This window comes from Sandaracinus amylolyticus (assembly GCF_021631985.1).
GTDB classification, from domain to species: Bacteria; Myxococcota_A; Polyangia; order Polyangiales; family Sandaracinaceae; genus Sandaracinus; species Sandaracinus amylolyticus_A.
The window spans coordinates 7,571,252-7,591,558 of the sequence record NZ_CP070225.1; the positions used below are offsets into that span (position 1 = coordinate 7,571,252).

Below are 20,307 nucleotides of genomic sequence, written 5' to 3' on the forward strand. Positions count from 1 at the left end.
CGCATGGTTCCTGGGCTGCGCATGGTTCCTGGGCTGCGCAGTGCCGCGCTCGCGATGCTGATGCTCGCGGGCTGTACCGTGGACCCTTATTGCTTCGACTGCGTCGAGGACGCCGGCGGGATGGACGCGCAGGTCGGCCAGGACGCGGGGCAGGACGCCGCGCCGATCGACGCGTACCGGGAGGACACCGGGAGCGACGCGGGGCCCGATCTGCCCGACGGCTGCACGCCGGGCGCGGTCGAGCGCTGCAATCTCGCCGACGACGACTGCGACATGCGGATCGACGAGGGGATCGACACCTCGACCGATCTCGCTCACTGCGGTGGGTGCAACCAGCGCTGCGCGCCCGATCACGCGTTCGGCGAGTGCGTGGACGGAGTCTGCACGTTCAGCGCGTGTGACGTGGGGTTCTACGATCTCGACCCCACGCGCGACGGCTGCGAGTACCGCTGTCCGTACACCGACGACGAAGACACCCGATGTGATCGCGCGGACAACGACTGCGACGGTCGCGTCGACGAGAACTTCGATCTGAGCAGCGACCCCAGCAATTGCGGCACCTGCGGCTTCGCGTGTCGGTTCGCGCACGCGAGCGGCACCTGCAGCGGCGGGAGCTGCGAGCTCGGCGCGTGCGAGCCGGGGTTCGTCGACGTCGACGGCAATCCGGCGAACGGCTGCGAGTACAGCTGCACGCCGAGCGAGACCGGTGTCGAGACGTGCAATCTGCGCGACGACGACTGCAATGGTCACATCGACGAGGGTGACCCCGGCGGCGGCGCGACCTGCGGCAGCTCGTCGGGCGAGTGCCGCACCGGCATCGAGCACTGCGTCGGCGGCGCGATCACCTGCACCGGCGGCGTGTCGCCCTCGGTCGAGCTCTGCAACGGGCGTGACGACGACTGCGACGGAACGACCGACGACGGCAATCCCCAGGGCGGTCGCCTCTGCGGCACCGGCGTCGGTGCGTGCGAGCCGGGACGCCAGGTCTGCACCGGCGGCACTCTGGTGTGCACCGGGGCGATCACCTCGATCGACGAGATCTGCAACGGCCTCGACGACGACTGCGACGAGCGCATCGACGAGGGCGATCCCGGCGGCGGCGCGAGCTGCGCGAGCGACGCCGGCGAGTGCACCGCGGGCGCACAGCACTGTCGCGGCGGCGTGATCGCGTGCGAGGGCGCGGTCGGCCCGACGATCGAGACCTGCGACGGGCAGGACGACGACTGCGACGGCAACACCGACGAGGGCAATCCCGGCGGCGGCGCGCGCTGCGGCACCGACGTCGGCACCTGCACCGCGGGCACCCGCGTGTGCACCGGCGGAGCGCTGGTGTGCACCGGCGGAGTCGGAGCGGGCACCGAGACCTGCGACGCGCTCGACAACGACTGCGACTCTCGCGTCGACGAGGGCAATCCCGGCGGCGGCGCGAGCTGCGGCAGCGACACCGGCGAGTGCACCGCGGGCGTGCAGGTCTGTCAGGCGGGCGGATTCGTGTGCACCGGCGCGGTCGGTCCGACCACCGAGTCGTGCGACGGGCAGGACGACGACTGCGACGGCAACACCGACGAGGGCAATCCCGGCGGCGGCGGCAGCTGCGGTGTCGAGACCGGTGCGTGCGTCGCGGGAACGCGGGTGTGCACCGGCGGAGCGCTGGTGTGCACCGGCTCGGTCGGGCCCGGCGTCGAGACGTGCAATTCGATCGACGACGACTGCGACGGATCGGTCGACGAGGGCAATCCCGGCGGTGGCGCCGCGTGTGGAAACGGCACCGGCGAGTGCAATCAAGGAGCGCTGCAGTGCGTCGGCGGAGCGCTGGTGTGCGCGGGTAGCACCGGCCCGACGACCGAAGTCTGCGACGGACAGGACGACGACTGCGACGGCAACACCGACGAGGGCAATCCCGGCGGCGGCGCGCAGTGCGGCACCGACGTGGGCGCGTGCGCGCCCGGCACCCGCGTGTGCACGAGCGGAACGCTGGTGTGCACCGGCGCCGTCGGGCCGGGCACGGAGAGCTGCGACGGTCTCGACAACGACTGCGACGGGAACACCGACGAGGGCAATCCCGGCGGCGGCGCGAGCTGCGGTGTCGACACCGGTGAGTGCAGCTTCGGCTCGCGGGTGTGCACCGGCGGAGCGCTGGTGTGCAGCGGCGGAGTCGGGCCGAGCACCGAGACCTGCGACGGACAGGACGACGACTGCGACGGGAACACCGACGAGGGCAATCCCGGCGGCGGCGGCCTGTGCGGCAGTGACGTCGGCACCTGTCGCCCGGGCACCCGCGTGTGCACCGGCGGATCGCTCGTGTGCACCGGCGCGACCGGCGCGACGACCGAGACCTGTGACGCGCTCGACAACGACTGCGACACCCGCGTCGACGAGGGCAATCCCGGCGGCGGCGCGAGCTGCGGCATCGACACCGGCGAGTGCAGCTTCGGCTCGCGGGTCTGCACGGGAGGCGCGCTGGTGTGCTCGGGCGGCCTCGGACCGAGCATCGAAGTCTGCGACACCCAGGACGACGACTGCGATGGAATGGTCGACGAGGGCTTCAATCTCTCGAGCGACGTGAACCACTGCGGTGCATGCGGGAACGTGTGCACGATCCCCGGCGCGATCCCGCGCTGCACGATGTCGACCTGCGGGATCCAGGCGTGCCAGACCGGCCGCTACGACCTCGACGGTCTGCCCGGGAACGGCTGCGAGTACGCCTGTGACGTCGCGGGCGCCGAGGCGTGCAACGGGCGCGACGACGACTGCGATGGTCGCATCGACGAGTCGCTCACGCCGCCCGCGACGTTCTGCAATCCGAACGGCGTGTGCGCCGGGACGACCGCGGTGTGCACCAGCGGCGGTTGGGTCTGCAACTACCCCGCTGCGTCGTACCAGACGACCGAGACGCGCTGCGACGGGCTCGACAACGACTGCGACGGCAGCATCGACGAGCCCTTCCCGCTGCGCGGCACCGCCTGCAACAACGGCGAGCTCGGCGCGTGCCGGCGCGCCGGCACCTACGTGTGCAACGGCGCGGGCACCGGCGTGACGTGCAATGCGCCGGCGAGCGGCGGCGGCACCACCGAGATCTGCGACGGCCTCGACAACGACTGCGACGGCACGCTGGACGACGGAGCGCCGGTGTCGTGGGTGCGCTTCACGTCGGGCACGAGCTCGCGGTGGATCATGCAGTACGAGGCGTCGCGCCCCGACTCGACGTCCGCGACGACCGGCGTGCTGAGCCACCGCGTGTGCTCGCAGGCGTCGCGCATGCCGTGGACGCAGGTGACCTACGCGCAGGCCCAGGCCGCGTGCGCGACGGTCGGCGCGCGGCTGTGCACGGAGACGGAGTGGCGCGACGCGTGTCGCTCGTCGGGCGGGAGCTGTCGCTGGTCGTACGGGTCGTCGTGCTCGACGTACTCGTCGGCGACGTGCAACGGCAACGACTACGACCCGGTCGCGGGCGCGCCCGACACCGACGTGGTGCTCGCGACGGGCTCGCTGCCGATGTGTTACGCGAGCTGGGGCGCGACCGAGGCGCTGCGCGTCTTCGACATGTCCGGCAACGTCGAGGAGTGGGCGGAGCGCCGCAGCATGGGCGTGAACCCGATCCGCGGCGGCGCGACGAACGACACCGCGGGCGGCATGGAGTGCGGCTTCGACTTCGTCGTCGCGGGCGACACCTACAACACCCCGACCGTCGGCTTCCGCTGCTGTCGCGGCACCGCGCCGTAGCTCTTGGGAGGGGTCTTGGAAGACCCCTCCCCAAACACTGCGCGCGGGGCCCAACCCCGCTTGCTCGTCCTCGCCGCGCTTGCTCGGGCGGGCGCTCGCCGGAGCGCCCGATGCGCGCTAGCCCGCGGTGATGGCCGCCAAGAAGCGAGCGCGCACCGTACGCCGGAAGCTCGAGCGCGAGCTCACCTCGCTCCACGATGCGCGCGAGAAGCTCGCGCTCCTCTCGGAAGGAGGCGCGCCCGAGCGACCGATCGTCGTGCCGAGCGCGTCGGTGATCGAGACACGCGCGCTCTCGCTCGGCTGCGCACGCTGCGAGGGCGAGCTGCGCATCGAGTCGCACGACGCGGTCGGCGGGCTGCGGCGCGTGCGCGCACGCTGTCGCGCGTGTGGCGCGGTCCGCGAGATCTGGTTCGACCTCGCGAGCCGTCTACTTTCCTGATGCAGTGCGGCACGAGCGTTGCTCGACCTCGGGCACGGAGGTCTTGATGGCATCGCACGTTCGACTCTGGCTGGACGACCAGGTCCCCGCGCCCGAAGGCTGGACCACGGTCACCAACGTCGACGCGGCGCGCTCGCTGCTCGAGTCCGGCGTCGACACGATCTCGCTCGGTGACCGGCTCGACGCGAGCCACGGGCACCGCCTCGCGCTCCTGGTCTGGATGATGCGCACCGGCACCTGGCCCCGCGAGCGCCCCGAGGTCCACGGCTCGCGTCGGCTCGAGATCACGGCGATGAAGCTCGCGCTCGACGCCGCGTGGCCGCTGCGCGAGCGAGTGGCCCGCGCGGCGCGCGCCGCGGAGCGCGCGATCGAGACGACGGGCGTGAGCCGCATCGCGGAGAACGCGGTGCAGACGACGCGCTCGCTGATCGCCCGCCGCACCGCGCGCGCCACCTGAGGCGTGGCGAATCACCCCGGAGGCGAGGCGCCGTCGCAGAGCGCCTCGAAATTCGGCTCGCCCGCCGGTCCCTACCGTCCGCGCGCTTCGCGCGCTCCGGTCCGGACCCGCGGGACGAGCACTCCGGCAAGAACTCACTCCGGCGCGCGCTTCTTCGGTCGCTTCGCCTGCTTCTCGCGGCGCGCGATCGCGCGCTCGTAGGCCGCGTGCAGCGCGCGGAACGCATCGGCATCGCCGCCCTGATCGGGATGCGTCTCGAGCGCGCGCGCCCGGTACGCGCGTTTGATCTCGGCGACGCTCGCCTTCGGATCGACGCCGAGCACCGTCCACAGGCTCTGCGGCGCCGCATCGGGGACCCGGCGCGCGCGCACGCTCTCGCTCGCGCCCTCCCGCGCCGCGCGCAGCTCCGACGGCGTGAACGGCGGCATGCCGCGCATCACGCGCACGCACGCACGCGCCCAGCGCGCGTCGACCTCGATGAGCGCGCGCTCCGCGACCCGCTCGGCCTCCTGCTTCGCCTCCTCGTAGGTGCTCGCGCCGCCGTTCGACGCGTCGGGCTTGCGGAACGGGTGCAGCGCGGGCGGCGCGCTCCACCACGCAGCCCAGAAGAAGCGGCCGCGCTGCGTCTTCGCGATCGAGACGACGGGGGCGAAGAGCTCGGTCACCGCGCGCCTTCATACCGCGCACCACCCCCTCGATGCACGCAGCGCGCGAGGCGCGCCGCCACGTGCACCGTGGTCCCGGTGCGCGCCGCGCTTGGCGCGCGTTCTGCGACCTCGCACGCCGCCATGAAGAAGCTGCAGGACGCGGTCGTCGTGATCACCGGCGCATCGAGCGGCATCGGTCGCGCCACCGCGCGCGCGTTCGCGGCCCGACGCGCTCGAGTCGTGCTCGCCGCGCGACGCGAGGCCGCGCTCGACGAGGTGGCGCGCGAGTGCGAGCAGGCGGGCGGTCGCGCGCTCGTGGTGCCCACCGACGTGACCGAGCTCGAGGCCGTCGAGCACCTCGCAGCGCGCGCGGTCGACGCGTTCGGTCGCATCGACGTGTGGGTCAACAACGCGGCGGTCGCGGTGTTCGGGCGCTTCGAGGACACGCCCTACGACGCGTTCCGGCGCGTGATCGACGTGAACCTGCTCGGCTACGTGCACGGCGCGCGCGCCGCGTTGCCGCGCTTCCGGGACGCAGGACGCGGCGTGCTGATCAACATCGCGTCGATCCTCGCGCGCCTGACCCAGCCGTACATGAGCGCGTACGTGATGTCGAAGCACGCGATCGAGGCGCTCTCGGACTGCCTGCGACAGGAGCTCGTCGGCTCGGGGATCGAGGTGTGCACCGTGCTGCCCGCGGCGATCGACACGCCGCTGTGGCAGCGATCCGCGAACTACACCGGGCACGTCGTCGAGCCGCCGCCGCCGGTGTACCGGCCGGAGCGCGTCGCGCGCACGATCGTCTCGCTCGCCGAGCGACCGCGACGCATGGCCTACGCGGGCAACGCAGGGCGCGTGCTGACGTGGCAGCAGCGGCTCGCGCCGGGCCTCGGCGCGCGCTTCGTCGGCGCGGCGATGGAGCGCGTCACGATCCGCGACGACGAAGCACCGGTGAGCGACGGCAACATCTTCATGCCGCTCTCCGACCATCACGCGACCGGCGGCGATTGGACCGAGGGTGCCAGTCTGCTCCGCGCGATCGTGCGGTTCGCGAGACGAGCGCTGCGTGGCGAGGGGCCCAGTCGGCTCGCCACCGGTCGCTGAGCGTGCCAGTCGCGACTGGCGCTCACGACTCGCCTTCGTCGATCGCGCCCTCGTAATAGAAGCGCTCCTCCACGATCGCGCCGCCGGACCAGCGCTGCACCGCGACCTCCTCGAGGCGCATCGGACGTCCGTCGCGGCCCTCGAAGCGGATCACCCACTCGACGAACGACACGCCGCGCGCTTCGTCCGCCGCCATCGCGCGCGCGACGAGCTTCGGCGGACGCGGCTGCTCGGCCAGCGCGGCCCGCTCGTACTCGACGCACGCCGCCCGCCCTGCCCGCGCGCGCTCGTAGTTCTCGAACACGACGACGTCCTCGGCGTAGAAGCGCTCGATCGCGTCGAGCGTGTGGCCCGTCTCGCAGGCGCGGACGAGCTCGACGAGGCGATCACGGATCGGCGTGGCGCTCATGCACGCGAACATGAGCCCGGGCGCCACGTGAGTCGACGTCACTGCGGCGAGGGCCCGCCGTACGCCGCGACCGGGGTCGCGTCGCGCTCGCGCGGCGTGTCGTCGTCGTCGTCGTTCGTCTCGTCGCCGCCCTGATCGTTCGTCGTCTGCTCGGCGGGCGCTTCGTTCGGCGGCGGCGTGGTCTCGCCCGCCGCCGGTGCACCGCCGCAGCCCGCGACGACCGCGCCGATCGCGATCGCGCCGAGCGCCACGCGAGCGACACCACAGAAGGGACAGCTCCGCTCCGCGACGCGCACGTGGCGCGCGCACCGTTCACACGAGACGAGGCGCATCACGGCATCGTCGCACGTCGGCGCGCGGTCACGAAGTGTACAATCACCATCGACTTCACCTCACGTCGGACCACACGCGGCAAATCCGTCAGGGGGCAATCTACACAGTGCGCGTGTAGACTCGCGACGTGCATCGCACGTCAGATTCCTCGCGGCGTTGGTCGTTCTCCTCTTCTTCCACCGCGCTGTCGCCGTGGCTGCTCCTGGCGCTCGCGCTGGGCGCCTGCGAGATGGACCGAGTCGGAATCGACCCCGACGCCGCACGCCCAGGATGCGACGGCGGCAGCTGCACCGACGCCCAGATGGCCGCGACGTGCAGCGACGGAGTGCGCAACGGCAGCGAGATCGCCGTCGACTGCGGCGGCACGTGCAGCGGGTGTCCGAACGGCACGACGTGCACCGCGGATCGCGACTGCGCGAGCGCGCTCTGCGTGTCCGGCACCTGCGCCGATCCGAGCTGCGACGACGCGCGCACCGACGGCGACGAGACCGACGTCGACTGCGGCGGACCGGAGTGCGATCCCTGCGACGACGGTCGCGCCTGCGAGGGCGCGAGCGACTGCACCAGCGGCGTGTGCGGAGACGACACCTGTCTCGCCGCGGGCTGCGCCGACACCGTGCAGAACGGCAGCGAGACCGACGTCGACTGCGGCGGCAGCTGCGCCGGCTGCGCGATCGGCGATGCCTGCACCGTCGCGACCGACTGCGCGAGCGGCGTCTGCGCGGACGACGTGTGCGTCGCGCCCGCGTGCGACGACGGAGTCACGAACGGCGACGAGACCGACGTCGACTGCGGCGGAAGCTGCTCCGGCTGCGCGGTCGGCGCGGCGTGCGACGACGGCGACGACTGCGTGAGCCTCTCGTGCGGCGACGCGGGGCAGTGCCTCGCGACGGCGTGCGACGACGAGATCGAGAACGGCACCGAGACCGACGTCGACTGCGGCGGTGCGTGCCCGCACTGCGAGGCCGGCGACGCCTGCGCCACCGCGGGCGACTGCGCGAGCGGCGTGTGCGATGCGTCGAACGTGTGCGCCGCGCCCGCGTGCGACGACGGAGTCGACAACGGCACCGAGACCGACGTCGACTGCGGCGGTGACTGCGCGTCGTGCGCCGACGGCGCGAGCTGCGGCGACCCGAGCGACTGCACCAGCGGCGTGTGCAGCGCGGGCACCTGCGTCGAGCCGACGTGCCTCGACGGAGTGCGCAACGACGGCGAGACCGACGTCGACTGCGGCGGGCCCTCGTGCGGCGACTGCGACGACGGCGAGGGCTGCGCGGGCGCGGGCGACTGCGCGAGCGGCGTGTGCAACGCGTCGAACGTGTGCGCCGTGCCCTCGTGCACCGACGGAGTCGACAACGGCACCGAGACCGACGTGGACTGCGGCGGCAGCTGCCCGGCGTGCGGTCAGGGCGAGGGCTGCACCGACGGCGACGACTGCGAGAGCGGCGTGTGCAGCGCGAACGCGTGCGCCGCGCCCTCGTGCAACGACGGAGTCGAGAACGGCAGCGAGACCGGCACCGACTGCGGCGGCGGAACCTGCAACGACTGCGGCACCGGCGGCGGATGCGCGGGCTCGAGCGACTGCACGAGCGGCGTGTGCACCGGCAACGTCTGCATCGCGCCCGCCTGCACCGACGGAGTGCGCAACGGCAGCGAGACCGGCACCGACTGCGGCGGCGGAACCTGCAACGACTGCGGCACCGGCGGTGGATGCGCGGGCCCCACCGACTGCGTGAGCGGCGTGTGCAACGCGATGAGCTGCGCCGCGCCGACCTGCACCGACGCCGTGCGCAACGGCGCCGAGACCGCCGCCGACTGCGGCGGTGGCACCTGCCCCGACTGTGCGCCCGGCCTCGCGTGCCTGAGCGCGAGCGACTGCACCAGCGGCGTCTGCACCGCCAACGTCTGCAGCGCGCCGAGCTGCACCGACGCGGTCCGCAACGGCACCGAGACCGGCACCGACTGCGGCGGCGGCACCTGCCCCGACTGCGGCACCGGCGGCGGATGCGCGAGCGCGAGCGACTGCACCAGCGGCGTCTGCACCGCCAACGTCTGCAGCGCGCCGAGCTGCACCGACGGAGTGCAGAACGGCACCGAGACCGACACCGACTGCGGCGGCGCGTCGTGCCCCGACTGCGCCGAGGGCGACTCGTGCACGGCGAACGGCGACTGCGCGAGCACGCACTGCGTGAGCAACGTGTGCGTCGTCGCGCCGACCGCGGCCTTCACCATCACGCCGCCCACCACCGCTGCGCCGCTCACCGTGAGCGCGACGAGCAGCGCGACGCCGGGCAGCGCCGCGATCACGCTGACTCGCTACGACTGGGGCGACGGCGGCGGCTTCGTCTCCGCGTCGACCCACACCTACGCGGCCTCGGGCACGTACACGGTCACGCAGCAGGTCCGCGACGCGAACAACCTCACCGCGACCGCGACGCAGACGATCACGGTCGACGACTTCCAGCCGGTGCGCTTCAGCACGACCGACATCTCGCCGGGCGTGAGCCTCTCGGTGGATCGGCTCGCGGTCGAGAGCTGGCCCACGCGCGGCGGCGTGCGCTCGAACCGCGCGGTGACGCCGGGCTCGGGCGTCTTCTACTTCGAGTCGGAGCGCCTGATCGAGCGCGGCTCGGTGTACGGCGCGGGCGTGGCGACCGCGCTCGAGGATCTCGGCAACGTCGCGGGCGCGACCGCGCAGTCGCTCGGCGCGATCACCGGCGGCGGCATCGAGAGCAACGGCAGCACCTGCACCGGCGGCACGCCGTGGTTCTCGCGCAGCGAGCGCTTCTTCGGCTTCGTCGTCGACTACCGCGGCACCTCGCCGACCGTGCACGTGCTGCTCGACGACGGCGCAGGCCTTCCGTACGTGAAGCAGTCGTGCGCGATGACGATCACCGCGCCGCTCTACATCTTCTACAGCGGTGAGCGCTACGAGCTCCGCTCGCAGATGCGCGTCAATCCCGGCAACGACACCACGAACCATCCGTTCCACTTCACCGCGAACGGCGTGCGCGACGCGCTCACCACGGCCGGCGCGAGCTCCGCGGCGAGCGCGCTGGTGATGGGCTGGGGCCAGACCCGCGCGCGCGACGTGAGCACCGCGCCCGTGCTCACGACGTCGCCCGATCTCACCGTCGCGGTGGGCACGCCGGTGATGCTCACGGCGAGCGCGACGGATGCCGAGGACGGCACGCTCACGTCGTCGATCACCTGGGAGGACGTCGCGACGCAGCGCCACGCGCGCACGACCGGCACCGGCGCGTCGTTCTCGTTCACGCCGACCGCGGTGGGACGTCATCCGATCGTCGTGACCGCGACCGACTCGTACGAGGTCAGCACGACCCGCACGATCATGGTCACGGTCACCGGCACGCTCCCCCAGTTCGATCCGGTCGTGCTCACGCCGGACTCGCTCACGGGCACGGGCATCACCGTCGCGCCGGGCGGGCTCGCGGCGCGCTTCGACGGCTTCGACAAGTACGGCGTCCGCGCGAACCAGCCGATCTACGGGCAGTTCTGGTACTTCGAGGCCACCCGCCAGGTGCCCGCGTCGAACATGGGCATGGGTCTCGTGATCCGCGATGGCGATCTCGATCCCTACGAGTTCGGTCGCGTGCCCTACTCGATGTCGGTGAACACGCTCGGCGGCACGTGGCGCAACCTGGTGTGGCAGAGCGCGTGGGACAGCTCGGAGAGCACCTACGGTCTCGCGGTCGACTACCGCGGTCCGAACCCGATCGTCTACGTGATCATCAACGGCGTCGTGCAGGAGACGCTGGTGCTCGACGACGTGTGGGTCCCGCTCTACCCGATGCTCTACGCGAACCCGACCGGCAGCGTCGCGCCCGCGCTCGACTGGACGATCAACTTCGGGACCTCGGCGTTCGTGCACGATCCGGTCGCGATCCTCACCGCGGCAGGCGTCGACGCGAGCGGGCTCGAGGTCGGTTGGGGCGACGCGAACACGCCGTGATCGGAGCACGGGATGCTCTCGACTGCGACCGCACGGTCGCAGTCGAGCGCGCAACCGCGAGTGGAAATGCTTGCTGATTCGCGGACTGATCGCCGCGAGCCCGAGGCACGCGTGATGCACTCTCGGGCGAGCCCCATGCGTGCCGCTTCGCTCCTCTCGCTCGCGCTGCTGATCGGATGCTCACCGGAGATCACGAGCGACGCCCCACGTGACGCCGCCGTCGATGCGCGCACTGCGGTCGACGCGAGCAACCCCGCGAGCGACGCCGCGAGCGACGAGCCCGACGCGAGCGCGCCCGACGCCTCGAGCGATCCCGATGCCGGGCCCGACGTCGCGCGCAGCGTCGGATGCACGAGCGGTGGAGGCCTCGCCGAGGGCGAGCACACCTTCACGCTCGACGGGCTCGATCGGCTCTATCGCCTGCGCCTGCCCGAGGGCTACACCCGCGATCGCGCGTGGCCGCTGATCCTCGCGCTCCACCCGAACGGCGGGAACGCGGGCTACTGGGACGGCACCTCGGGCGATCGTGCGATCCGCAACCTCGCGCGCGAAGAGGCGATCGTGCTCGTCGCACAGGCGCGCGAGGGCGACTGGCGCGGCGATCTCCCCGTCGAGCTCGCCTACTTCGATCACGTGATCGACGAGCTCGAGGGCGCGCTCTGCGTCGACACCTCGCGCATCTTCTCGATGGGCTTCAGCGGCGGCGGCTCGTTCAGCGGCGTGCTCGGCTGCATGCGCGACGACATCCGCGCGATCGCGAGCGGCGGCGCGGTGATCTACTTCGATCGCGAGGCCTGCGTCGGGGAGCCCGCGGCGTGGATCACCATCGGCGCGGAGGAGCTGATCGACGGGCGCGCGCAATTCCGCGACTTCTGGCGCGATCGCAGCGGATGCGAGGCGAGCTCGATGGCGACCGATCCCGCGCCCTGCACCGCGTACGACGGCTGCGAGAGCGCGCGCCCGGTCCACTACTGCCAGCACGAGGGCGGCCACGTGTGGCCCGCGTTCGGGACCCAGGCGGCGTGGGACTTCTTCCGGCAGTACTTCTGAGGCGTCGCCGTCGCCGTTCGCGACCATCCTCGCGCCGTGCTTGATGCGTCCGCACGCGCGCGGTACGACGCGCGCGATGACCGACGAGACGCGGGGCACGTCTGCATCGGGGAGATCGCTGGCCGATCTGATCGCGCTCGCCGCGCTCAGCGCGGCGTGGTGGAGCGCGGCCGTGCTCGTCGATCCACGCGGCGACTTCCCGCTCAACGACGACTGGGGCTACGCGGTGCCGGTGCGCGCGCTCGTCGACGAGGGCACGCTGCGCTTCGCCGACTGGCAGAGCATGCCGCTGCTCACCCAGGCGCTCTGGGGCGCGGCGTTCTCCGCGCCCCTCGGCGTGTCGTTCACCGCGATGCGGGTCTCGACGCTCGTGCTCGGCTGGCTCGGGCTGCTCGCGACCTACGCGCTGCTGCGCACGCTGCGTGCGCCGGTGCGATGGGCCGCGCTCGGCGCGTGCGCGCTCGCGCTCTCGCCCGTCTACTTCGCGCTCGCGTTCTCGTTCATGACCGACGTGCCCTTCGTCGCGCTGATGATCGCGGCGAGCGCGGCGTGGGTGCACGCGGTGCGCACCGAGCGCGCGAGCTGGCGCGTGATCGCGACGCTCCTCGCGGTGCTCGCGACCCTCGATCGCCAGATCGGCATCGCACTGCCGCTCGCGTGGGCGGTCGCCGATGCGCTGCGGCTCGGGCTGGGACGGCGCTGGGTCGCGAGCGCGCTCGTGCCGCTGGTGATCGTCGTGGGCGCGCTGGTCGCGTTCCAGAAGATCGTCGGCGCGACCATCGGACTGCCGGCCTTCTATCACACGAAGTCGGTCGAGCTGATGCAGGCGCTCGGCGGCCTGGTGCGGCTGCGCGGGCTCCGTTATCCGCTCGAGCGCACCTCGCTCTCGCTGGTCTATCTCGGGCTCTGGTCGCTCCCGCTCACGCTCGGCGCCGCGGTCGCGATCGCGCGCCGCCGCTGGGTGATCGCGAGCACGCTCGCTGCGCTCGTCGTCGGGCTCGCGCTCGGGGTGATCGGGCGCGGGATGCCGCTCACCGGCAACGTGTGGATCGAGACCGGCATCGGGCCCTACACGCTCGACGGAGACGCGCCGCACGCGCCGCGCATCGTGTGGATCGTGATCACCGGCGTCGGCGTCGCCGCCGCGTGGCTGATGCTCGTGGTGCTCGGTCGGGCGCTGCGCGCGCGGCTCGCTTGGGACGACGCGGAGCCCACGATGCGAGCGCGCGCGAAGCGCGCGTGGAGCGCGCTGCGTGAGGGCGAGATGCCGATCTGGATCGCGCTCTTCCTGACCGCGCTGATCGGCTACGCGCCCACCGCGATCGTCTACGGGCCCTTCTTCGATCGTTATCTGCTCGGTCAGCTCCCGTTCGTTCTCGCGCTGCTCGCGCTCGAGATCCTCCCGGCCCCGACCGATCGCCGCGTCGTCGCGCTGGGCAGCGCCTTCGTCGCCGCGTCCGCGCTGTTCTCGGTCGCCGCGACCCACGACTACCTCGCGTGGCACCGCGCGCGCTGGGCGCTGGTCGAGCGCGCCGCCGAGCGCTCGATCGCGCGCACCTCGATCGACGGTGGGTTCGAGGTGAACAACCACCCCGCCCCCGAGGGCCCGCCGATCGAGAACGAGGACGCGCCCTACCGGCTCGCGATGTCGCCGATGGACGCGCACGAGGTGATCGACGAGCTCGAGGTCGACGCCTGGATGCCGTGGTCGATCGAGCGCGTGTACCTGCTGCGCGCGCAGTGATCGATCACCGCGGCTCGCCGAGCTCGTCGGCAGCGCGGAACAGGTTGATCGGCACGCTCAGGTAGCGCCGCCCCGCGGCGTCGGCGGGCGGCATCCGGCCGCCGTCGACGTTGATCTGCACGCTCTGGAACAGCAGCTTCGGCGCGGGCAGCGTCGCATCCCGCGCGTTGCGCGCCCGGACGAATTCCTCGCGCGTCGTGCGCGCGGAGAGCTGCGGGTTGTGGTCCTTCTCGGCGCCGATCGTCGTCTCCCAGCGCACCTCGCGGCCGGGAAGGTAGTCGTGCCCGGGGAACACCCGCGTGGCGTCGGGCAGCGCATAGAGCTTCTGGACCGAGTCGAACATCCGCTCGGCGCTCCCGCTCGGGAAGTCGCAGCGACCGGTGCCGTAGTCGTCCATGAAGAGCAGATCGCCGGTGAACAACGCGTCGTCGATCCGGTAGGTGACGCACGCGGGCGTGTGGCCCGGCGTCGCGATCACCTGCACGCGCAGGCTGCCCGCCTCGATCACGTCGCCCTCGGCGACGAGCCGATCGAACTGGCGCCCGTCGGTCGCGAGGTGATCGAGCGCGAGGACGCTCTTGAACGTGCGCTGCACCTCGGTGATCGCCGCGCCGATCGCCACGCGCGCGTCGAAGCGCCGGCGCAGCAGCGCGGAGCCCGAGAGGTGGTCGGCGTGGGCGTGCGTCTCGAGCGACCACCACAGCCGCAGCCCGTGCTCGCGCACGAAGTCGCCGAGCCGATCGATCGACTCGGTGGACGTGGACGAGCCGATCGGCTCGTAGTCGAGCACCGGATCGATCGCGACCGCATCGCGCGTGGCCGGGTCGTACACGACGTACGAGAGCGTGAACGTGCGCGGATCGAAGAACGCCTGGACCTGCATGACGAGACCTCGCGTCGAGTGGGTTGTGCTGGTCGCCCGGAGCAGCGGCCGTGCCGCCGCGAGGTCGTGCCCCGAGGGCGTCGCCCTCTACGCACCGTCGCCCTGCCGATCGGTGTGCGCGCTCACGCGCGACGTTTCATCGCGCGTTTCATCGCGACCACGCGTCGCTGAAACGTCGTTTCACGACGATGCAACACGACGGAACGCGAGCGCGCGAGCCACCTCTCGGCAGCTCGCGCGCTTCCACGGAGGACGACCGCTCGCGGTCAGGCGTCGGGCGTCGCGTGCGACCGCTCCACCCATCCCACGACCCACATCGATCCGACCATCGCGAGCACGAACACCACCGCCGAGATCGATCCGCTCGCCAGCGCGGTCACGCCCGGCCCGGGGCAGTACCCGCCGAGCCCCCAGCCCACGCCGAAGAGCGCGGCCCCGGCGAGCAGCCTGCGATCGAGATCGCGACGCGTCGGCAGCGCGAACGTCTCGGCGAGGAGCGGTGCGCGCCGGCGGCGCACCCACCGGTACACCGAGGCGTTCACCGCGATCGCGCCGACCATCACGAACATCAGCGCAGGCCGCCAGTCGCCGGTGACGTCGAGGAACCCGATCACGTTCGCGGGCTCGGTCATCCCGCCGACGACCAGACCGATCGCGAAGAGCGCGCCCGCGGCGAACGCGGCGAGGCCCTGCTTGGTGCGCGCGTCCATCAGAGACCTCCGAGCAGGCGCATCGCGAGCACGGTGAGCCCGCCGGTGAGCATGAACGTGAGCGTCGCGACGATGGAGCGCGGCGCGAGACGGCTGATGCCGCACACGCCGTGGCCGCTGGTGCACCCGTTCCCGATCCGCGTGCCCACGCCGACGAGCACGCCGGCGAGCGCCACCAGCGGCAGCGCGGGCGCGCCGCTCGCGTCGAAGCGGTCGGGCATCAGCACGAGCCCGACGAGCCCTCCCGCGACGAGCCCGGCGACGAAGAGCGCGCGCCACGCGACGTCGCCCCGCACCGGCGCGACCAGCCCGCCGAGGATGCCGCTGATGCCGGCGATCTTGCCGTTCAGCGCGAGCAGCAACGCCGACGCGGTGCCGATCATCACGCCTCCCGCGAGCGCCCATCCGAACGAGACCAGATCCATCCGAGACGTCCTCCTCTCGAAGCCTGCATCGCAGCCCGCGTGCCAGCGACCATGCCCGCGATCGCGGCGGAGGGAACGCACACGGACGTTTCGCGAGCGTTTCACCGGCCGCGAACCGGTGAAACATCACGTTTCGATCGGTTCCGCGATCCCGCGATTCTTCACGGGCTCGACCCCGCGCCGGGCACGGCACGGTCGTCGCTATCGAGCCCTTCACGTCATGTCGCTCGTCGTCGGTCTCGCGCTCGCGATCCTCGTCGGCGTCTCGCTCGGTCTGCTGGGCGGAGGCGGCTCGATCCTCATGGTCCCGGTCCTCGTGTACGTGCTGGGACGCGGCACCCACGAGGCGATCGCGACCTCGCTCGTCGTGGTCGGCACGACCAGCCTCGCGGCGCTGATCCCGCACGCGCGCGCCGGTCGGGTGCGCTGGAGGACGGGCCTGCTCTTCGGCGCGACCAGCATGCTCGGCGCGTACGCCGCGGGGCGCGTCGCGCACGTCGTGCCGGGCGTGGTGCTGCTGCTCGCGTTCGGCGCGATGATGCTGGTGACCGCGGGCGCGATGATGCGCGCACGCCTCGCGACCGCGGCCACGACGGAGCACCCGCTGCGGATCGTGGTGCAGGGCGCGATCGTCGGCGCGATCACCGGGCTCGTGGGCGCGGGCGGCGGCTTCGTCGTGGTGCCGGCGCTGGTGCTGCTGGGCGCGCTCTCGATGCGCGAGGCGATCGGCACCTCGCTGCTCGTGATCGCGATGAACTCGGCGGCGGCGCTCGCCGGACACCTGGGCTCGACCTCGATCGACGTCGGGCTCGCCGCGATGATCACCGCCGCCGCGGTGATCGGCAGCGCCGCCGGCGCGGTGGTCGCGGGCCGCGTGCGTCAGGACCTGCTGCGGCGCGCCTTCGCGTGGCTCGTCGTGACGATGGCGGTGTTCCTGCTCTCGCAGGAGATCCCTCGCGCCGCGGGCGTCGAGGTGGTGCTCGGTCGCGACTGGCCGTGCGTGCTCGGGCTCACTGCGATCCCGATGGCGCTCGCGGCGATCGACCTCGCGCGGATGCGCCGCGCGGCCGAGGGCGTCGCGGAGGAGACGCTGCGGCGCTCCATCGCGTGAAACACACGTTTCACCGCTGACCCGAGCTGTTTCATGCACGTGAAACATCGAGCCGAGAGGAAGACGTCGATGGAGCATCCTGGAGATCCTCGGACGAGCCCGGCCACGCGGCAGCCGGCGGGCGACACCCGCGCGATCCTCGACGCGCTCTCGCGCATCGAGCAGCGGCTCGATCGCGTCGAGGCGATCGCCTCCGCGGCGCGCGCGGACGCAGCGAGCGCGCTCGCCGGGGCGACCGACACCTTCGACCACGCGATGCGCGCCGCCGCCGCGCGCGGCATCGACGTCGACGAGCGGGCGCGCATCGCGCTGCGCCTGCTCGAGCGCATCACCCAGCCCGACACGATGCGGGCGCTCGAGCGCGTGCTCGAGCTCGCGGAGCAGTCGCCCGCGGCGATCGCGATGGCTGCCGACACGCTCGACAGCCTCGCGGCGCGCGTTCAGCAGGCGGGCATCGACCTCGACGCGCGCGCCGACAACGTGCTGCGCGCGGCGGAGCGGCTGAGCTCGGACCGCGCGGTCGCGCTGATCGAGGCATCGCTCGAGCGCGCCGACGCGATCCGGAGCGTCATCGAGTCCGGTGCCCTCGACCCCGCGGCGGTCGCGGTGGTCTCGAAGGCCGGGCGCGCGCTCGCCGAGGCGGCGTCCGAGCCCGGAGCGTCGCTCGGCGCGCTCGGGCTGCTGCGCGCGATGAGCGACGCCGAGATCCGCGCCGCGAACGGCTTCCTCGTGCGCTTCGCACGACACCTCGGGCGCGCGCTCGCGGACGACGCGCCCGCGCTGCCCACCCACGCGAACGGAGCACGACGATGAACGAGCCCAGCACGCACGACATCGTGATCATCGGCGGCGGCACCGCCGGCCTGAGCGTCGCGGCCCGCCTCTGCGCGCGGCCCGACGCGCCCGCGGTGACGATCGTCGAGCCCTCGGAGCACCACTACTACCAGCCGCTCTGGACGCTCGTGGGCGGCGGGATCTTCGCGAAGGAGAGCACCCAGCGGCGCGAGGCGGACTACATCCCGCGCGGGGCCACCTGGATCCGCGACGCAGCGACGGAGATCGATCCCGAGCGAAGGATCGTGAGGACGCGCGACGGGCGGACGCTCTCGTACCAGCAGCTCGTCGTCGCGCCGGGCATGCAGCTCGACTGGCACGCGATCGAGGGCCTCGAGGGCCACCTCGGGAAGGACGGCATCTGCTCGAACTACTCGTACGCGACCGTCGACAGCACGTGGAAGGCGCTGAGCACGCTCGAGGGCGGCAACGCCGTGTTCACGTTCCCGTCCACGCCGATCAAGTGCGCGGGCGCGCCCCAGAAGATCATGTACCTCGCCGACGATCACCTGCGGCGACGCGGCGTCCGCTCGCGGACGCGGGTGATCTACGCCTCGGCGACCGCGGGGATCTTCGGCGTGAAGAAGTACGCGGCCGCGCTCGCGAAGGTCGTGGAGCGCAAGGAGATCGAGACGCTCTTCCGCCACGACCTCGTCGCGGTGCGACCGAGCTCGAAGGAGGCGGTCTTCCGCCATCTCGACGACGGCAGCGAGCGGATCGTCTCCTACTCGCTGCTCCACGTGGTGCCGCCGCAGAGCGCGCCCGACTTCGTGAAGAAGGGCCCGCTCGCGAGCAGCGCGGGCTGGGTCGACGTGCACAAGCACACGCTCCAGCACGTGAAGTGGCCGGACGTCTGGGCGCTCGGCGACGCGAGCAGCTTGCCGACCTCGCGCACCGGCGCCGCGATCCGCAAGCAGGCGCCGGTGCTGGTCGAGAACCTGATGGCGTACCGCCGAGGCGAGCCGCTGCCGGCGAGCTACGACGGCTACGCGTCGTGCCCGCTGGTGACCGGCTACGGAAAGCTGATCCTCGCGGAGTTCGACTACGACGGGGTGCCGCAGGAGAGCTTCCCGTTCGACCAGTCGCAGGAGCGCTACAGCCTCTGGGCGCTCAAGGCCTACGCGCTGCCCGAGATGTACTGGAACGGAATGTTGCGCGGGCGCGCGTAGCTGAAACGTCGTTTCACCGACGTTGCAACACCCTGAAACATCGTCTCGCGGCCGGTTCTGGCATCCTCGATCCGGCGGGAGAGGGAGCGCTCATGCTGTTCCGACAGCTCTTCGATCTGGAGTCCTCGACCTATACGTATCTCCTCGCCGACGAGGAGACGCGCGAGGCGGTGATCATCGATCCCGTGCTCGAGCAGGTGGAGCGCGACGTCGGCCTGGTGCACGACCTCGGGCTCGCGCTGCGCTACGCGATCGACACCCACGTCCACGCCGATCACGTCACGGCGCTCGGCACGCTGCGCGACCGCCTCGGATGCCAGACCGTGCTCTCGGAGCGCGCGGGTGTCGGGTGCGCCGACGTGCTGGTGAAGGACGGCGATCGCATCCGCTTCGGCGCGCACGAGCTCGAGGTGCGCGAGACGCCGGGCCACACGAGCGGTTGCCTCAGCTACGTGACCGGCGATCGCCGCATGGCGTTCACCGGCGACGCGCTGCTGATCCGCGGCTCGGGCCGCACCGACTTCCAGCAGGGCGACGCGCCCACGCTCTATCGCTCGGTGCACGAGAAGCTCTTCACGCTGCCCGACTCGACGCTCGTGTTCCCCGGCCACGATTACAAGGGACGCACCGTCACCTCGGTCGGCGAAGAGAAGCGCCTCAACCCGCGGCTCGGCGGAGGGCGCAGCGAGGCCGAGTTCGTCGAGATCATGGCGAAGCTCCAGCTCGCGTATCCGAAGAAGATCGACGTCGCGCTCCCCGCGAACCTCGCGTGTGGGGTGCCGCGCGGCGTGCCCGCGACGCCCGAGCCGATCGAGGCCGCGCGCTGGGCGCCGATCGAGACGAGCGCGGGTGGGATCCCCGAGCTCGCGCCCGAGTGGATCGCGACGCACCCCGGCGCGGGGCGCCTCGTCGACGTGCGCGAGCCGAGCGAGTTCGTGGGCGAGCTCGGGCACGTGCCGGGCAGCGAGCTGGTGCCGCTCGCGACGGTCGAGCGCGCCGCGCTGGACTGGGATCGCAGCGCGCCGATCGTCGCGATCTGTCGATCGGGCGGGCGCTCGGGAAAGGCCGCGCTGCAGCTGCGCGCCATGGGCTTCGAGCGCGTCGCGTCGATGCGCGGCGGCATGACCGCCTGGAACGCGCAGCGACTGCCGATCGATCGCGGCGGCAGCGCGCGCGAGGACGCGACGCAGGCGAGCTGAGATCTTCGACTCGAGGCTGTCGATGAATCGAGTCGGCCGCCGCGCGAGAGCAAGCGGGGTTGGGGACCCGCGCGCAGCGTTCAGGGATGGGGGGACC

Annotated in this window: 17 protein-coding genes; 11 read left to right on the top strand and 6 right to left on the bottom strand. The window is 72.4% G+C overall.

Annotated elements, in window-relative coordinates; genetic code table 11:
- The first annotated feature begins 3 nt into the window (after positions 1-3).
- From I5071_RS31990 to I5071_RS32000, 3 genes are all read left to right on the top strand, one after another.
- Positions 4-3,723, top strand: a complete 3,720-nt coding sequence (locus tag I5071_RS31990) for a MopE-related protein (protein WP_236517057.1) — start codon at positions 4-6, stop codon at positions 3,721-3,723.
- Positions 3,724-3,853: 130 nt separating this feature from the next.
- Entirely contained in the window at positions 3,854-4,162 is a 309-nt protein-coding gene (locus I5071_RS31995; protein ID WP_236517058.1) for a hypothetical protein, read from the top strand.
- Positions 4,163-4,208: 46 nt separating this feature from the next.
- Positions 4,209-4,619 carry a cyclic-phosphate processing receiver domain-containing protein gene (locus I5071_RS32000; protein WP_236517059.1) on the top strand — a complete coding sequence of 137 codons (411 nt, stop codon included), beginning with the start codon at positions 4,209-4,211 and terminating at the stop codon, positions 4,617-4,619.
- A 134-nt stretch (positions 4,620-4,753) separates the two neighbouring features.
- Here the strand turns inward: I5071_RS32000 and I5071_RS32005 are convergent, their stop codons facing one another.
- Positions 4,754-5,284, bottom strand: a complete 531-nt coding sequence (locus tag I5071_RS32005) for a J domain-containing protein (protein WP_236517060.1) — start codon at positions 5,282-5,284, stop codon at positions 4,754-4,756.
- A gap of 123 nt (positions 5,285-5,407) precedes the next feature.
- Between I5071_RS32005 and I5071_RS32010 the strand changes: the two genes are divergently transcribed.
- The gene (locus tag I5071_RS32010; protein WP_236517061.1) at positions 5,408-6,370 is read left to right on the top strand and encodes an SDR family oxidoreductase; all 963 of its coding nucleotides are present in this window, start codon (positions 5,408-5,410) and stop codon (positions 6,368-6,370) included.
- A gap of 22 nt (positions 6,371-6,392) precedes the next feature.
- Here I5071_RS32010 and I5071_RS32015 read toward each other — a convergent pair whose 3' ends face one another.
- Complete coding sequence (locus tag I5071_RS32015) at positions 6,393-6,779, bottom strand: nuclear transport factor 2 family protein (RefSeq protein WP_236517062.1); 387 nt, start codon at positions 6,777-6,779, stop codon at positions 6,393-6,395.
- A gap of 38 nt (positions 6,780-6,817) precedes the next feature.
- A complete protein-coding gene (locus I5071_RS32020) occupies positions 6,818-7,111 on the bottom strand; it encodes a hypothetical protein (RefSeq protein WP_236517063.1) in 294 nt (97 codons plus the stop codon).
- A 230-nt stretch (positions 7,112-7,341) separates the two neighbouring features.
- On the opposite strand from I5071_RS32020, the gene I5071_RS32025 reads away from it, so the two are divergent.
- From I5071_RS32025 to I5071_RS32035, 3 genes are all read left to right on the top strand, one after another.
- A complete protein-coding gene (locus tag I5071_RS32025) occupies positions 7,342-11,085 on the top strand; it encodes a PKD domain-containing protein (protein WP_236517064.1) in 3,744 nt (1,247 codons plus the stop codon).
- A gap of 135 nt (positions 11,086-11,220) precedes the next feature.
- On the top strand, positions 11,221-12,135 hold the full coding sequence (locus I5071_RS32030) for a hypothetical protein (protein ID WP_236517065.1): 915 nt from the start codon (positions 11,221-11,223) through the stop codon (positions 12,133-12,135).
- A gap of 76 nt (positions 12,136-12,211) precedes the next feature.
- Positions 12,212-13,879 (top strand): glycosyltransferase family 39 protein, encoded by a 1,668-nt coding sequence (locus I5071_RS32035; RefSeq protein WP_236517066.1) that lies wholly within the window; start codon positions 12,212-12,214, stop codon positions 13,877-13,879.
- Positions 13,880-13,883: 4 nt separating this feature from the next.
- On the opposite strand, the gene I5071_RS32040 is transcribed toward I5071_RS32035, so the two are convergent.
- The 3 genes from I5071_RS32040 to I5071_RS32050 all read right to left on the bottom strand — a co-directional run bounded on the left by I5071_RS32040 (position 13,884) and on the right by I5071_RS32050 (position 15,897).
- Complete coding sequence (locus tag I5071_RS32040) at positions 13,884-14,762, bottom strand: MBL fold metallo-hydrolase (RefSeq protein ID WP_236517067.1); 879 nt, start codon at positions 14,760-14,762, stop codon at positions 13,884-13,886.
- A 266-nt stretch (positions 14,763-15,028) separates the two neighbouring features.
- Positions 15,029-15,472, bottom strand: a complete 444-nt coding sequence (locus tag I5071_RS32045; protein ID WP_236517068.1) for a DUF6691 family protein — start codon at positions 15,470-15,472, stop codon at positions 15,029-15,031.
- Positions 15,472-15,897: a YeeE/YedE family protein gene (locus tag I5071_RS32050; protein WP_236517069.1), complete on the bottom strand. Its 426-nt coding sequence runs from the start codon at positions 15,895-15,897 to the stop codon at positions 15,472-15,474. Before I5071_RS32050 ends, I5071_RS32045 begins: the two co-directional genes overlap by 1 nt.
- Before the next feature lie 220 nt (positions 15,898-16,117).
- On the opposite strand from I5071_RS32050, the gene I5071_RS32055 reads away from it, so the two are divergent.
- The 4 genes from I5071_RS32055 to I5071_RS46885 all read left to right on the top strand — a co-directional run bounded on the left by I5071_RS32055 (position 16,118) and on the right by I5071_RS46885 (position 20,210).
- Positions 16,118-17,008 (top strand): sulfite exporter TauE/SafE family protein, encoded by an 891-nt coding sequence (locus tag I5071_RS32055; protein ID WP_236517070.1) that lies wholly within the window; start codon positions 16,118-16,120, stop codon positions 17,006-17,008.
- A 69-nt stretch (positions 17,009-17,077) separates the two neighbouring features.
- Positions 17,078-17,821 (top strand): DUF1641 domain-containing protein, encoded by a 744-nt coding sequence (locus I5071_RS32060; RefSeq protein WP_236517071.1) that lies wholly within the window; start codon positions 17,078-17,080, stop codon positions 17,819-17,821.
- The gene (locus tag I5071_RS32065) at positions 17,818-19,011 is read left to right on the top strand and encodes an FAD/NAD(P)-binding oxidoreductase (RefSeq protein WP_236517072.1); all 1,194 of its coding nucleotides are present in this window, start codon (positions 17,818-17,820) and stop codon (positions 19,009-19,011) included. The genes I5071_RS32060 and I5071_RS32065 overlap by 4 nt, the downstream gene beginning before the upstream one ends.
- 92 nt (positions 19,012-19,103) lie before the next feature.
- Positions 19,104-20,210 carry an MBL fold metallo-hydrolase gene (locus tag I5071_RS46885; protein ID WP_329611095.1) on the top strand — a complete coding sequence of 369 codons (1,107 nt, stop codon included), beginning with the start codon at positions 19,104-19,106 and terminating at the stop codon, positions 20,208-20,210.
- Positions 20,211-20,307: the final 97 nt, after the last annotated feature.